10 protein-coding genes are annotated in these 13,954 nt (G+C 73.0%); 4 read left to right on the forward strand and 6 right to left on the reverse strand.

Annotation, left to right across the window (positions count from 1 at the left end):
* Positions 1-153 precede the first annotated feature (153 nt).
* Entirely contained in the window at positions 154-2,487 is a 2,334-nt protein-coding gene (locus tag OG607_RS39865) for a cutinase family protein (RefSeq protein WP_405734359.1), read from the forward strand.
* On the opposite strand, the gene OG607_RS39870 is transcribed toward OG607_RS39865, so the two are convergent.
* The 3 genes from OG607_RS39870 to OG607_RS39880 form a co-directional block, all read right to left on the reverse strand.
* Positions 2,457-4,880, reverse strand: a complete 2,424-nt coding sequence (locus OG607_RS39870; RefSeq protein ID WP_405734361.1) for a right-handed parallel beta-helix repeat-containing protein — start codon at positions 4,878-4,880, stop codon at positions 2,457-2,459. The two genes, OG607_RS39865 and OG607_RS39870, sit on opposite strands and share 31 nt — an antisense overlap.
* A gap of 170 nt (positions 4,881-5,050) precedes the next feature.
* The gene (locus tag OG607_RS39875) at positions 5,051-5,650 is read right to left on the reverse strand and encodes a hypothetical protein (protein WP_405734363.1); all 600 of its coding nucleotides are present in this window, start codon (positions 5,648-5,650) and stop codon (positions 5,051-5,053) included.
* A 366-nt stretch (positions 5,651-6,016) separates the two neighbouring features.
* Positions 6,017-6,529: a DUF6643 family protein gene (locus tag OG607_RS39880; RefSeq protein ID WP_405734365.1), complete on the reverse strand. Its 513-nt coding sequence runs from the start codon at positions 6,527-6,529 to the stop codon at positions 6,017-6,019.
* 316 nt (positions 6,530-6,845) lie between these two features.
* Between OG607_RS39880 and OG607_RS39885 the strand changes: the two genes are divergently transcribed.
* Positions 6,846-7,880, forward strand: coding sequence for a glycosyltransferase (locus tag OG607_RS39885; protein ID WP_405734367.1), 1,035 nt, complete (start codon positions 6,846-6,848; stop codon positions 7,878-7,880).
* Here the strand turns inward: OG607_RS39885 and OG607_RS39890 are convergent.
* Positions 7,829-9,046, reverse strand: coding sequence for a glycosyltransferase (locus OG607_RS39890; RefSeq protein WP_405734369.1), 1,218 nt, complete (start codon positions 9,044-9,046; stop codon positions 7,829-7,831). The two genes, OG607_RS39885 and OG607_RS39890, sit on opposite strands and share 52 nt — an antisense overlap.
* A 55-nt stretch (positions 9,047-9,101) precedes the next feature.
* Here OG607_RS39890 and OG607_RS39895 point away from each other — a divergent pair, with 55 nt between their 5' ends.
* Together OG607_RS39895 and OG607_RS39900 are read left to right on the forward strand one after the other, a co-directional pair.
* Positions 9,102-9,881, forward strand: a complete 780-nt coding sequence (locus tag OG607_RS39895; protein ID WP_405734370.1) for a glutamate racemase — start codon at positions 9,102-9,104, stop codon at positions 9,879-9,881.
* Positions 9,882-9,957: 76 nt separating this feature from the next.
* Positions 9,958-10,485 (forward strand): hypothetical protein, encoded by a 528-nt coding sequence (locus OG607_RS39900; protein ID WP_329320468.1) that lies wholly within the window; start codon positions 9,958-9,960, stop codon positions 10,483-10,485.
* Between the two features lie 72 nt (positions 10,486-10,557).
* On the opposite strand, the gene yicI is transcribed toward OG607_RS39900, so the two are convergent.
* Positions 10,558-12,816, reverse strand: a complete 2,259-nt coding sequence (gene yicI / locus OG607_RS39905; RefSeq protein ID WP_405734373.1) for an alpha-xylosidase — start codon at positions 12,814-12,816, stop codon at positions 10,558-10,560.
* Between the two features lie 80 nt (positions 12,817-12,896).
* The gene (locus OG607_RS39910; protein WP_405734375.1) at positions 12,897-13,919 is read right to left on the reverse strand and encodes a LacI family DNA-binding transcriptional regulator; all 1,023 of its coding nucleotides are present in this window, start codon (positions 13,917-13,919) and stop codon (positions 12,897-12,899) included.
* Between the last annotated feature and the right edge of the window lie 35 nt (positions 13,920-13,954).

Here is a 13,954-nt window from a genome sequence, read left to right on the forward strand (position 1 = left end):
ATCCTTGCACGAGCTCTGTGCGAGGTGTCCCTCGAACGTCGCATCACAATTCGGTACGCGGTCCTGCGCCACCCCTGCCGCCCCTCTGCCCAAGGGTCCATCCTGTCCCGTACACGGGGACTCTCGGGGGAGATGATCGCCATGCCTTCTGCCATGGCGCGTTTGCAGGCACAGCCGCCGGAGCGGCAGCCGCTCGCTCTGGAACTGCTGGTACACGGCGTCGGCGGAGCCACGCCGGAGGGGATGCTCAACGATCCCCGCGTGAAACGGATGTACGGGGACGACACCGCGGCCGTCTACCGCCGCGACGACGACGCGGACGCCGAGGACCGGGCCGCCGAGTACGCGGGCCGGGCGCCGGTGCGCGAGGCCTACTGCTGGTCGAATCTGACCTCGGGGGACGGCCGCCGGGCGCTGTGGCTGCTGCTCGTGCCCTTCATGATCGTCAACCTGGCCCACTGGATGCGGCCGAGGCATGACGGCGCTCGCTGGAACTGGCTGTACGACGCGGTGCTGCGGCTGATCGCGCTCACCCTGACCGTGCTGCTGGTCGTGGGCGCGTGCGAGGTCGCGATGGACCTGCTCGCCTGGCAGTGCGCGGACAAACCGCACTGTGCGAGCGGCAAGCACTGGCTGGTCGTGGTCAACAGTGCCCAGCACGGTTGGTGGAGCGAGCCCGGACGGCGGCTCGTGCTCGGCGCGCTCGCACCGCTGCTGCTGGTGGGCGGCCTGTGGTGGCTGTCGCGGCACACCTGGTGGGCGTACGAGACGGTCGAGCCGACCGGCGAGGGCGGCGGCAGCGGCGGCCCGCTGGCACGGGAGGGATTCTGGTTCGGCTGCCGTGAGGTGGCCCGGCTGCGGGCGGCACACACGGCGAGCGGGCTGCTGGTCGTGGCGGCGGTGCTGTGGACCCCCGCCTTCAGGGAGGATCTGGGCGGATCAGGCGTGCCGCGCGGCGTCGGCTGGGCGCTGGCCGGGGCGCTGGTGATGCTGGCGGTTGCGGTGGCCGTACTGGTCGTGGCCGCCCGGCGGGACGAGGACCAGGGCACCGTCGAGCCGGCGAAGGCGCGGCGCGACCGCCGGCTCATGATCGCCCTGTACGCCGCCGCGCTCACCGTCCTCGCCGGATCGGCGGTCTACGCGGCCTGGCACCGCCCCGGCTGGCACAGCGCCGGCCAGGGGCTGCTGCCGGTCCGCACTCTGTGCTTCCTGACCCTTGCCCAGGGCGGGCTGGTCCTCTTCCTCGGGGCACTGACGACCCGGGTGCCGGGGCGGCGGGCCGGGGCGATGCGCGGGTTCGGCGGGCCCGCCGTGGCGCTGCTGGCCTGCGCGCTGGGCGCCCTGTTCACCAGCGGCGCCGTCCAGCGCATGGCGGACTGGCTGGACAAGGGCGGTGCCCCCGGCGCGGAGGGCGACCTCATCGACGGGCCGCCGGTGCTGCTCACCTGGCAGGCGTCGGTGCTCCCCGGGGTGGTCGTGGTGCTGGCCGCCATGGCGGCCTCCGGCGTGTGGCTGGTGTGGCGCGGCGGGCACCGGCTCGGCCACCAGGTCGAGGAGGAGTACCCGCAGCCGCCCGGCCACCCGAAGCCGTACGACGAGGGCCGGACCCGGCACATCGCCAGGGCGCAGGCCGTCGCCGGGCTGACCGACAAGAGCCCGTTGCTGCTCACGGCCATCGTCATCGCCGCGTTCGTCCTCGGCGCGGGCGCGCTGCTGGGCGCCTGGATCACCGGCCAGGCCCCGGGAGCCGCGGCCGCGAACGCCAGCCCCTGGATCCGTACGGTGGCCCGGGGTGCCCAGGCCGGCGGCAGCTGGCTGCTCGGCGCCGCCACGATCGCGCTGATCGCGCTGGGCCGCCGCGCCTATCGCAGCGCCGCCGCCCGGCGCACCGTCGGCATCCTCTGGGACATCGGCACCTTCTGGCCGCGCGCCGCGCACCCCTTCGCCCCGCCCTGCTACGCCGAGCGCGCAGTCCCGGACATCAGCGCGCGGCTGACCCAGTGGACCGACCGCCACCCGGACAACCGCATCGTCCTGTCCGGCCACTCGCAGGGCTCCGTCCTCGCCGCAGCGGCCGCCTGGCAGCTGTCGCCCGCCACCCGCGACCGGGTCGCCCTGCTCACCTACGGTTCGCCGCTGGCCAGGCTGTACGGGCGCTGGTTCCCGGCGTTCTTCGGGCCGGACCGCCTGAGCGGCTTCCACGACGACGTGCACGCCTGGTGCAACCTGTGGCGGCGTACGGACCCGATCGGCGGCGAAACCGGCATCGCCGGGGTCGACCGGCGGCTCGCCGACCCCCTGGCCTACCGGCGGGACAGCGAGAATCCGCTGATCGCGCCGGTCCTGGGCCACTCCCACTACCCCGACGACCCGGAGTTCGCCGAGATCCGCACGGAGCTGGTGGAGCGGCTGACACCGGCGGCATGCACACCGTTGGAGGGCGTACCCGTTCAGGTTCAGGGCAGTGCCGGGAGGTCCTCCGGGTAGAGCAGCTGCAGCTCCTCGTGGCTCGGCTCGGTGACATGTGCGAGCCGTCCGGCATGGCGTTCGACCATGGACTCGAAGGTCTGCCGGGCGGTGCGGCCGTTGCCGAAGGCCGGGCCCTTGGGGATGGCGGTGAAGTACTTGAGCAGCGCCTCGCCCGCGTCGTCGGCGAGCTGGTACTGGTGCTCGTCGGCCTGGGCGCGGACGATCCGCAGCAGCTCCTCGGGCGAGTAGTCGCCGAAGGTGATGGTGCGTGAGAAGCGGGAGGCCACACCGGGGTTGGATTCGAGGAACCGCTGCATCTCGGCCGTGTAGCCGGCCACGATGACGACGACCGCGTCGCGGTGGTCCTCCATCAGCTTCACCAGCGTGTCGATCGCCTCGCGCCCGAAGTCGCGGCCGGAGTCCTCGGGCGCGAGCGCGTACGCCTCGTCGATGAACAGCACCCCGCCGCGCGCACGGTCGAAGGCTTCCTGCGTACGGATGGCCGTCGAGCCGACATGCTCGCCGACCAGGTCCACCCGGGCGACCTCGACCAGATGCCCCTGCTCCAGCACGCCCAGCGAGGCGAGGATCTCGCCGTACAGCCGGGCCACCGTGGTCTTGCCGGTGCCGGGGGAGCCGGTGAAGACCAGGTGGCGGCGCAGGGACGGGGCCTTGAGGCCGGCCTCCTGGCGGCGGCGGCCCACCGCGATCAGGTCGATGAGGGTACGGACCTCGCGCTTGACGCTGTCCAGGCCGACCAGGGCGTCGAGTTCGGCCAGTACGTCGTCGGACTCCCGGGCGGGCTCGGGCCGGGCGGCCGGGGCCGGCTCCGGCGCGCGCTGTTCGGGGACGCCGCCTAGCAGGCCGTACGACTGGGGCGCGGGCGCCGTCTGCCGCTCGGCCGCGGTCGCCGGGAGGATCGGCAGCGGGATCTGCTGGGTGCTCTCGCCGCTGTGGTCCCCGGAGCAGTCCTCCGTCACCGGGCCGGGCTCGGCGAACTCGTAACCGCCGCGCGCGCAGCGCTCGGTGCGGCAGCGGGTGAGAGTGGAGCGGCAGCCGTCGATGATGTGGAACCCGTAGCTGCGGCTGCCGGTGACCCGGCAGCCGGTGAAGGTGCCGCGGCCGCCCGCCGAGACGTAGAAGCCGGCCTCGCCGGGGTTGGTGACCGTGCAGCGCTCGACCGTCGGGTCGGCGCCCTTGGTGACGATGACCCCGGTCTGGACGTCGTCGATGGTGCAGGAGGCCAGCGTGCCGCCGCTGCCGTGGTCGCGGAACCAGGCGCCGGTGGCGGCCTCGCGGATCCGGCAGTCGTCGAGCTGGACGACGGCGCCGTCGCTGACCGAGACGGCGGTGTTGCGGACCTGGGAGATGTCGCTGTCGACGACATCGACCCGCGAGCCCCGGTCCAGGACGAACAGGGCGTCCGGCACGTCCCGGACCCGGCAGCTGTCCAGTATCGCGGCGGCGCCGTCGCTCACCCAGACCGCCGGGTAGTCGCCCTGGCTGTCGTGGATCTGGCACTGGTTGGCGTCCACGCGGGTGCCCGGGTCCCACACGGACAGCCCGTTGCGGCCGAAGCGGCGCACAGAGCTGCGGGTCAGGGTCAGTACGGAGCGGGAGCGCAGGTCGATCGCGTTCTCGGGGATGTCGTGGATGTCGCAGTCGGACAGGGTGAGCACGGCGTCCGTGTCGAGGGTGATCCCGTCGCCGGTCGTGCGGTGCACCTGGCAGTCCGTGAGGTGTCCGGCCGCGCGCGAGGCGACCTGCACGCCGGTGCCCTTGACCTCGTACACCTCGCAGCCGATGGCCTCGGCGGCGGTGCCCTCGCCGGTCAGGGACAGGCCGGCGCCGTTGGTGTTGTGGATCCTGCAGCGTTCCAGACGGGGGGAGGCACCGCCGCGTACGGAAATGCCGGTCTGGCCGGCCGAGACCACCTCGACATCCTCGAACAGCCCGCCGGAGGACTCCAGGATGCTGATCCCGAGCCCGGCCGGATTGTCCACGGTGCAGCGCCGCACGGTCGGCCGGGCGCTGTCGCGCACCTCTATGCCGACCGCCGAGCGGGTGCTCACGCGCAACCCGGACAGCTCGGGGGCCGAGCCCTCGATCAGCAGCGCGGCGGCCGAGGTGTCCTGGCCCTCGATGGACAGGTCCTGCACGGTCGCCGAGGCTCTCACGGTCAGCGCGACCCCGCCCACAGGGGCGATCCGCACCGAGCCGGGGCCCTCGGCCCCGCGCAGCGTTATGGCCCGCTGGACGACCAGGTTCTCCCGGTAGGTGCCGGGGTTGATCGAGAGCACGTCCCCGTCGCCCGCCGCCTCCAGGGCCGCGGCCAGGGTCTCGTACTCTCCCGTGCGGCGGCGCCACCGCGAACTGCTGGTGTGCGTCACCTGAACCACGCCCTGTGCCATTGGGATGCTCTGCCCCATCCTCTTGCGCTGTTGTGCTTCTCGGCGGCCCGGTCGCGGCCCGGTCGGTCGGGATGTCCGGGGCAACCACCGTAGCGTGCGCGGGGCGTGCGCCAGCACCGAGCCGGGCCGGGATCACCTGATGGGTGAGGTCATGGCCTGTCCCGACATGCTCAGGCCGCGCCCGCGCGCCCCCAGTCCTGGCCGGCGGCCTCCCACTCGCGTTCCCACTCGGCGAGCCGCCGCCGCATCAACTGCCACAGCAGCAACTGCCGTCCCACGAGCAGCAGCACACCCGCGCCCAGGGAGGCGCCCATGCCGGCGAGCACCGCGTGCGTCGAGGCGGTCATGGAGTCCAGCGGAGGGGGGACCACCCGGCCCTGACGGTCGGTCCACAACCGGACCGTGTCACCTTTGCCCTTGTCGACGGGTATGTGCACCGTGCCGGTGACGCTCGTGCCGTTAGGGGCGGTCCAGCGGGCCACGGCGGTACGTCGCTCCTCCTGCACATGCCCGGAATCGGGATCGGTCTCGGAGATCTCGCGCGGCCCGGCCTTGAGGACCGTCGCCGGAACAAGGGTCCGCTCGGTGTGCTGGGCCCGTACGGTGCGCTCCAGGGCGCTGTCCGCCACCAGCCCCGTTGCCCAGCCGACCGCGGGCGCGCCTAGCACGACGAAGATCGCGGTGAGCAGGCCGATCCACGCTTCGAGCACGTCGGACCGCCGGCGCAGCGGACTGCGCCGCCACCTCCACAACCGCACCTTGGTGCTCATCGGGCCGCACCCCCTTCACCGCCCAAGTACCGCATACGGCGGGGCTCATGCGCCTCGAGAACCGGTTGTACGAGAGCCAAATCACCGCCCGTACCCGGGACGCGTCCATTCCACAAGATTCAACGCGTCATCGACCCGAAGTGTTCCTGGGCAGGAGAGGAGTGGGACCGTGCTCCGCCCGGACTCGGACGGACGCAGACGGACGCACGCAGAATGAGGCGGCGGCCGCACCCCCCGCGGGTACGGCCTCCGCCTCGTCGCCTCACACCCCGACCCGGACGGCGGCGGTCAGCCGCTCACGCCCGGTCCACCGATCCGCGGACCTCCGTCCCGCATCGGCTCGCAGTCCACCTGGCCCCCACGGTCTCAGCCCTGGTAGTACCCCTGACCGAGGTTGCGGCGCTGGTAGGGCTGCTGGTCGTCGTAACCGCCGGGCGCCGCCGGACGCGGCGGCTGGGGACGCGGCGCCGCGGGGCGCGCGGCCTCGTAACCCGCCGGGCCCTGGTAGGGAGCCTGCGGCTGCTGCGCCGGGTACCCGCCGTTGTACGCAGGCCGGCCGCCGGCCGTGGCCTGCTGCGGGATGTACGGGGCCGGCGTCTGCTGCATCGGCGCCTGCTGCTGGTAGCCGGGCGCGTTGTACCCGCCGGTGTAGGTGCCCTGCGCGGGCGTGTTGTACGCGGACGGCCCGGGGGGCAGGGCCGGCAGCGCGGACGGCAGCGCCGGCAGGTTGCTGCGTCCGGTGTCGTACTCCGCGGGAACGCGGATCGGCGCGATCTGCGGTGTGCCTCGCTCTGCGACGAGGCTGTCGTAGATGGGGGTGTCCGGGAAGAAAGGTGACGTGTAGTAGCCACCGCTGTACGAACCGCGGGGGGAGGTCATAGCCCATAAGTTAAGCCCACGATGTGCTGGTTGGGGAGACTGATTAGTAGGTCATTTCATGTGCGGTGAGTGACGGCTGATACTCAATCCGAGCGAATCAGTGAAAAACGGTCTCCGGGAGCCGTTTCGAACGTGTAAAAGGCTCGCGGAGCGGGGATTACCCGGCGTCAGGTGCCATTCCGGCCGCCCGGAAGTCAATGACGCGCCGCACCCGGCCCCCGCCTCCGCCCCACCCCGGGCCGCTCCCGGCGGTCACCCTCACGAAGGACACCGTGGGCGCCGTGCCCGTGTGCCACAGTGGCCCATGCGCGTAGCGATGCTTTCCGGACAGAACGGTCCACCCCGGCCGGACGACTGGCTCAAGGCCGCCGGCACCGTCGCGGACGTCATCGGCATCGCCTCCGTCCCGGCGCTGTCCCTCCCGGCGGTCCCCGGGCTTGCGCATGTCGGCCGGGACCCGGAGCTGCCGCATCAGTACGAAGTGGCCACGGCGCCCTGGCCGCACCGGCTGCCCTGGCCGACCGTGAGCCGGATCGCCGCCCTGCTGCGGCTCGAAGCGGTGGAGTGCGGCCGGGTCGATGTGCTGCATGCGCATGCGCCGGGAGCCGAAGGGCTGCTGCCGTGGCTGGCGCGTGTTTGCGGGATCCCGTATGTCGTCACGGATGGCACGGCCGCGCGCGGCCGGCCCCCGAGGCGCCTGTACAGCGGGGCCGCAGCCGTGCTCGCCGTGGGCGAGTGGCACCCGGTCGACGCCGGGACGCTGCCGCAGGTGCCGGCGCGGACCCGGATCGGCCAGGACCCCGTGCGGGTCGCGGTGGACGGGGGCGCCTGCGCGGGCGGGGAGTGGGAGTTACTGGCCGGCGCCTTCGCGCACGCCCACGCGAAGGACGCCCGGCTGCGGCTCCACGTCGTCGGCGGCCGAGGCCTGCCCGACGCGCTCGGCGGCCCCGGCCCCGGGCGCTGGGTCAGCCACACCCCCGGACGTGCCCGGGGCGCCCTCCTCCACGACCTGGCCCACGCCGACCTCTTCGTCACGGCCGCCCACGACCAGGCGTCCGGCCTCACCGCACTCGACGCCCTCTGCTTCGGCACCCCCGTCATCGGCCCCGCCGCCGGGCCGCTCCCCGCACTCCTCGGCCCCGGCGGCGGCATCCTCGTACCGCCCGCCGACCCGCACGCCCTCGCGCTCGCCCTCGTCCGGGCCGCCGCGCTGCTCCCCGGTCACCGCCCTGCCGCCCTCGCCGAGCGCACCCGGCGCCGCTTCGGCCTCGCCGCGGTCGGCGCACGGCTCGCGGCGGTCTACGCGGAGGCGTCCGCCTCGGCTTCCGCGTCCGGCTCCGGGCGGGCGTAGGTGCGGCCCTTCCAGGCTGCGCCCCGGCCCCGGTAGTGCTGCACGGCCGAGTCGACGGTCATGAGCAGATACAGCGCCGCCGTCAGCGGCAGCAGCGGTGCCCACCACGGCGACTGCCGGTAGTAGCGCAGCATCGGCACATACGTCGCCGTCATCACGCACCATGCCGCCGCCCCCGCGACGCAGGCCGGCCACGCGCCCGTCACCGCTCCCGCCACCGCCGCGGCCGGCGGCGCCAGATACACCAGCACCAGCCCGGCCACCGTCCCCGCCAGCAGCCACGGGCTGTGCCGCAGCTGCGCGTACGCGCTCCGCGACACCATCCGCCACAGCTCCGCCAGCCCCGGGTAGGGGCGCACGCTGTCCACCCGGTCCGCGAGCCCCAGCCAGATGCTGCCGCCGGTCCTCTTCACAGCGCGGGCCAGCGCGACGTCGTCGATCACCGCATGGCGGATCGCCTCCGGCACATTCGCCCGCTCGGCGGCGGCCCGGCGGATCAGTACGCAGCCGCCGGCCGCGGCGGCGGTGCGGCCGCCGGGGCGGTTCACCCACCGGAAGGGATACAGCTGCGCGAAGAAGTACACGAACGCGGGAACGATCAACCGCTCCCACATCGTCACGACCCGCAGCCGTGCCATCTGCGACACCATGTCCAGACCGTTCGCCTCCGCAGCCTCCACGAGGTCGCGCAGCGACTCCGGCTCGTGCGCGATGTCCGCGTCCGTCAGCAGCAGATACTCCGCGTCTCCGCGCTCCGCCGCCACCGCGATCCCGTGCCGCACCGCCCACAGCTTCCCGGTCCACCCGGGCGGCGGAGGCCCCGGCGACGTCACCGTCAGCGGCAGCGCCTGAGGCCCCGCCGCACCGGCGAGCCCCCGGGCCGTTTCCCCTGTCCCGTCCGAGCTCCCGTCGTCCACGAGGATCACCTCCGCCCGGCCCTGGTACCTCTGCCCGAGCACGGACGGCAGGCTCACCGGCAGCACCTCCGCCTCGTCCCGCGCCGGGATCACGACGGCGACGGCAGGCCATTCGCGAGGCTCCGTCTCGGGCTCCGCCCGGGGCGGCAGTCTTGTGTCCGTACGCCAGAAGAAGCCCTGCCCCAGGGCGAGCCAGAGCCATGCGGCGAGGGAGAGCCCAGCGGTCCACGTCAGCGCCAGTGTCGTCACGCCCGGCAGTCTTGCAGTTCCGACGTCAGTTGCCGCGTCGCGTAAAGTTGCGCCGGTGAAGATCGCGCTGCTGGACTCCGGAATAGGCCTCCTCGCGGCAGCGGCCGCATTGCGCGGCCTGCGGCCCGACGCCGACCTGGTGCTGTCCTCGAACCCGGACGGTATGCCGTGGGGCCCGCGCACCCCGCAGGACCTCACCGAACGGGCGCTGGCATGTGCTCGCGCGGCGGCCGCGCACCGGCCGGACGCGTTGGTCGTCGCGTGCAACACGGCGTCAGTGCACTCCCTGGCGGCGCTGCGCGCCGAGCTCGAACCGGGGATCCCGGTGATCGGCACCGTACCGGCCATCAAGCCGGCGGCAGCGGCCGGCGGGCCGGTCGCGATCTGGGCGACGCCGGCGACGACCGGGAGCGAGTACCAGCGCGGCCTGATCGCGGAGTTCGCGCAGGGCGCGGAGGTCACGGAGGTGCCGTGCCCGGGCCTGGCGGATGCCGTGCAGTGGGCGGACCAGGCCGCGATCGGGGCGGCCGTCGCCGCCGCTGCGGCGCTGACACCGCGGGATGTGAAGGCGGTCGTGCTGGGCTGCACGCACTACGAGCTGGTCGCGGACCGGATCCGTGAGGCCGTGCCGGTGCCGGGCGTCAGCCTCTACGGCTCCGCGGAGGCCGTCGCCGCACAGGCGCTGCGCAGGATCGGGGCGGACCCCATGCCGCAGGCCGCACGGACGGGGACGCTGACGGTGATCCTGAACGGCCAGGAGTCCGCGCTGCCCGCGCAGGCACTGGGATACGCGCAGGGCCAGGCGCTGCGCGTGCCGGGCGTACCCGTGGCTTAGGCCCTGTCCGGTGGCCCGCCTCAACGGCACCGTCCCTACTGCTGCCAAGGAAGCCGTGGGCGGTTAGGCTGCGGACATGACGGACGCGCAGGGTGACGACGTGCGCACACCCCAGGTCTGGACGGGCCACGCCAGCAATCGCCTTCAGTGGCTGCTGGCGGCGGGGGGCGCGGCCTGCGTGGCGCTGGGTATCGAGCTGGCCGTGGACCCGGACTACGCCTCGGGGCTGGCGCCCCTGGTGATGTCGGTCGTGGGATGCATCACGGTCGGGCTGCTCGTGATCTTCGGGACGATCGCGTTCACCCACGTACGGGTGCGGGTGGACCACGACGCGGTCGAGGTGCGCTGCGGTCACATGGGCGTCCCCCGCCGCCGGATTCCGTTGGACCAGGTGAGCGGCGCGCATTTCGCGCCGCTCGTCAGCCCCAAGGGCTGGGGCGGCTGGGGCTACCGGTGGCGGCCGGAGCAGGGCACGGCGGTCGTGGTGCGCCGTGGCCCGGGCCTGGTGGTGGACCTGGGCAACGGGCGCCACTTCACGGTGACGGTGGACGACGCGGAGGGCGCGGTGAAGGCCATCCGCGCGTCCCTGAAGCTTCGCGCGTAACGCGGTGACCGGAATGGTTCACCGGGTCCGCCCGGATATCGGTTCCGTCCTCAAACGCCGGACGGGCTGAAATCAGCCGGTCACGACAGACACCGCTTCGTCCGCGCCGATGAGCTGGACCTGCCAGGGCTTCGCGGTGCCCTCGCCCTCGGCCTCGACCCGTACGACATCGCCGGTCCGCGTCGTACGGAAGACGGCCGCGATGCCGCCGTCCGGCGACGGGACGGCGGTGAGGACCTCGGCGCCGTCGACGGGGGCGTAGACCCGCAGGGTGATGCCGTCCGCCCAGTCGTACTCGGGGCCCTCGTCGGACGCGCCGAAGGGGATGACGGACCCGGGGCGGGCCAGCAGCGGGAGGGTGTCGAAGCCGTGGGTCTCGCGGTGCCAGCGGGGGCCGGTGACGGGCTCGCCGGTGAGGAGGTGGGTCCAGGTGCCCTCGGGGACGTAGTAGTCGACGGTGCCGTCCTCGGTGAAAACGGGGGCGACGAGGAGGTCGTCGCCGAGCATGTACTGGCGGTCGAGCTGGTGGCAGGCGGGGTCGTCGGGGAACTCCAGGACCATGGCGCGCATGACAGGGGTGCCGTGGTCGCGGGCCTGGAGGGCGGCTCGGTAGAGGTAGGGGACCAGGCGGTGCTTGAGGCGGGTGAAGTCGCGGGTGACGGCGACCGCCTCGTCGCCGTAGTCCCACGGCACGCGGTAGGACTTGCTGCCGTGCAGGCGGCTGTGCGAGGAGAGCAGGCCGAACTGCACCCAGCGCTTGAAGACGGCCGGTGTCGGCGTCCCCTCGAAGCCGCCGATGTCGTGGCTCCAGAAGCCGAAGCCGGACAGGCCCAGCGACAGCCCGCCACGCAGCGACTCGGCCATCGCGCCGAAGGTCGACTCGCAGTCGCCGCCCCAGTGGACGGGGAACTGCTGCCCGCCGCTGGTCGCCGAGCGGGCGAACAGCACGGCCTCGCCCTCGCCGCGCTCCTCCCTCAGGAGGTCGAAGACGACCTGGTTGTAGACCTGCGCGTAGTAGTTGTGCATCCGCTCCGGGTCGGAGCCGTCGTGCCAGGCGACATCGACCGGGACGCGCTCGCCGAAGTCCGTCTTGAAGCAGTCCACGCCCTGGCGCAGCAGCCCCCGCAGCTTGCCGGTGTACCAGTCGCGGGCGGCCGGGTTGGTGAAGTCGACCAGTGCCATGCCGGGCTGCCACAGGTCCCACTGCCAGACGTCGCCGTTCGGCCGCTTGAGCAGATAGCCCTCGCGCATGCCCTCGGCGAACAGCGGTGACTTCTGGGCGATGTACGGATTGATCCAGGCGCAGATGCGCAGGCCCTGCTCCTTCAGGCGGGCCAGCATGCCCTCGGGGTCGGGGAAGACGTCCGGGTCCCAGGTGAAGTCGCTCCACTGGTACTCGCGCATCCAGAAGCAGTCGAAGTGGAAGACGCTGAGCGGGATCTCACGGTCCGTCATGCCCTGGACGAAGCGGTTGACGGTCGCCTCGTCGTAGTCGGTGGTGAAGGAGGTGGACAGCCACAGGCCGAAGGACCAGGCGGGCGGCAGCGCCGGCCGGCCGGTGAGGGCCGTGTAGCGGGAGAGGATCTCCTTCGGTGTCGGGCCGTGGATCACGAAGAACTCGAGGGACTGGTCCTCGACGCTGAACTGCACCTGGCCGACCGACTCGGTGCCGATCTCGTACGAGACCTTGCCGGGGTGGTTGACGAAGACCCCGTAGCCCCGGTTGGTGAGGTGGAACGGGATGTTCTTGTAGGCCTGTTCGCTGCTGGTGCCGCCGTCCGCCTGCCAGATGTCCACGGTCTGGCCGTTCTTCACCAGCGGCGTGAAGCGCTCGCCGAGACCGTAGATCAGCTCGCCCACGCCGAGGGAGAGCTGGCCGGTCATGAAGTGCCGGCCCTCCGCGTCGGTCGCGAAGCCGGTGCCGCGCTCGCCGACCGAGGTGAGAGTGCGGCCGGCGGCGGTGAAGTCCAGCTGCCAGGGGGCTGCGATGTCCACGCGAAGGCTCAGCTCACCGGCCGTCAGCTCGACGACCGAGCCGTCCCGTACGGTCTTGCCGGAGCCGCCGTCCGGCTCGCGGGTGATCCCGAACTCCGGTCCGCGCGGGGCCTTTCCGCCGTGGTGGGTGTAGCGCACACCGATCACGCCTTCGGCGGGCGACCAGCATTCGATCGTCAGCAACGGGCTGTTGAGGGTGTCCCCGCGGTGCCGCACCTCCTTCACAGGTGCGTACAGCGTGATCCGGTCCTCCTCGACGGCGGCGTCGGCGACCGAGGCCGCGTATGCGGCCGTGATCCCGGGCCGCATGAGCCAGTAGCCGTCGGTGAACTTCATGGATGATCCTGCTTTCGTACGCGGTCGGAAGCGAAGCCTTGCGGTTGACTCGATGACTCGATGACTCGATGACTCGGAGCTCAGGTGGCGTTGCGAGGCCGGGGCGGGGCGACGCGCGGGCCCGGGGTGAGCACGGGGGCGATCAGGCGGTGCGCGGCGGGGACCTGGGCCTGCCCGGTGATCGACTCGACCGCCAGCCGGGTCACTTCGGCGGACATCACGGAGACCGGCAGCTCGATACGCGGCAGATCGCGGCCGCCGACATCGTCGGGGAGATTGCCCACCGCCATGACGGACAGGTCCTCCGGCACCCGCAGCCCCTCGGCCGCGACCGCCGCCAGGATGTGCGGCAGCGCCGCCACATGCTGCACGATCAGCGCGGTGGGCGGCCGCTCGCCGGTCAGCAGGCCCTTGAGCCGCCGGGTGAGCACCGCCATGTCGCCGGTCGACTCGTGCACCTGTACCGCCGCCCCGGTCTCCGGCGCGGCCCGGCGGGCGCCGGCCACGCCGCGGATCGCGTAGCCGCGGCGCGCCTGGATCTCGTGCTCGGTCGTGGCCAGATACGCGATGTCCCGGTGGCCGCCCGCCGCCAGTTCGTGGACGGCCAGCGCCGCCGCCGCCTCCCAGTCCAGGTCCGTCCACGGCAGCGCCGCGTCGTCCGCCGACCGGCCGAGCAGCGCGGCCGGGAAGCCGAGCTCGCGCATCGCGTCGATCCGCGGGTCCGCCATCTCCACGGCCATCAGGATCGCCCCGTCCGCCTGGCCGCTGCGGGCGATCCGGCGCAGCCCCGGCACGCCCTCCTGGTCGGTCATCAGCAGCACGTCGTAGCCGTGCGAGCGGGCCGCGTCGCTGATGTCGATCGCGAACCTGCCGTCCACCGCCCGGTAACCGCCCGCCGCGCGCGGCAGCGCCAGCGCCAGCACATTGGTGCGGGTGCTGCGCAGCGTGCGCGCGCTCGCGCGGGGGTGGTATCCGAGGTCGTCGATCGCCTGCTGGACCGCTTTGCGGGTGTCCTCGGAGATCTTGCGGGAACCGCTCAGGACGTACGACACGGTGCTCGGCGCGACACCGGCGCGCTGGGCGACGTCCTTGATGGTGGTCATGCGGCTGCGGCTCCCTTGCGTCGAATCGATTCGTC

This window comes from Streptomyces sp. NBC_01537 (genome assembly GCF_045040445.1).
GTDB lineage: Bacteria > Actinomycetota > Actinomycetes > Streptomycetales > Streptomycetaceae > Actinacidiphila.

What these genes read in the sequence shown, in the direction of transcription:
- OG607_RS39870 (WP_405734361.1), bottom strand. Translation starts at nt 4,880, where the DNA reads ATGGCACAGGGCGTGGTTCAGGTGACGCACACCAGCAGTTCGCGGTGG.
- OG607_RS39910 (WP_405734375.1), bottom strand. Translation starts at nt 13,919, where the DNA reads ATGACCACCATCAAGGACGTCGCCCAGCGCGCCGGTGTCGCGCCGAGC.
- OG607_RS39900 (WP_329320468.1), top strand. Translation starts at nt 9,958, where the DNA reads ATGACGGACGCGCAGGGTGACGACGTGCGCACACCCCAGGTCTGGACG.
- yicI (WP_405734373.1), bottom strand. Translation starts at nt 12,816, where the DNA reads ATGAAGTTCACCGACGGCTACTGGCTCATGCGGCCCGGGATCACGGCC.
- OG607_RS39885 (WP_405734367.1), top strand. Translation starts at nt 6,846, where the DNA reads ATGCTTTCCGGACAGAACGGTCCACCCCGGCCGGACGACTGGCTCAAG.
- OG607_RS39875 (WP_405734363.1), bottom strand. Translation starts at nt 5,650, where the DNA reads ATGAGCACCAAGGTGCGGTTGTGGAGGTGGCGGCGCAGTCCGCTGCGC.
- OG607_RS39880 (WP_405734365.1), bottom strand. Translation starts at nt 6,529, where the DNA reads ATGACCTCCCCCCGCGGTTCGTACAGCGGTGGCTACTACACGTCACCT.
- OG607_RS39865 (WP_405734359.1), top strand. Translation starts at nt 154, where the DNA reads ATGGCGCGTTTGCAGGCACAGCCGCCGGAGCGGCAGCCGCTCGCTCTG.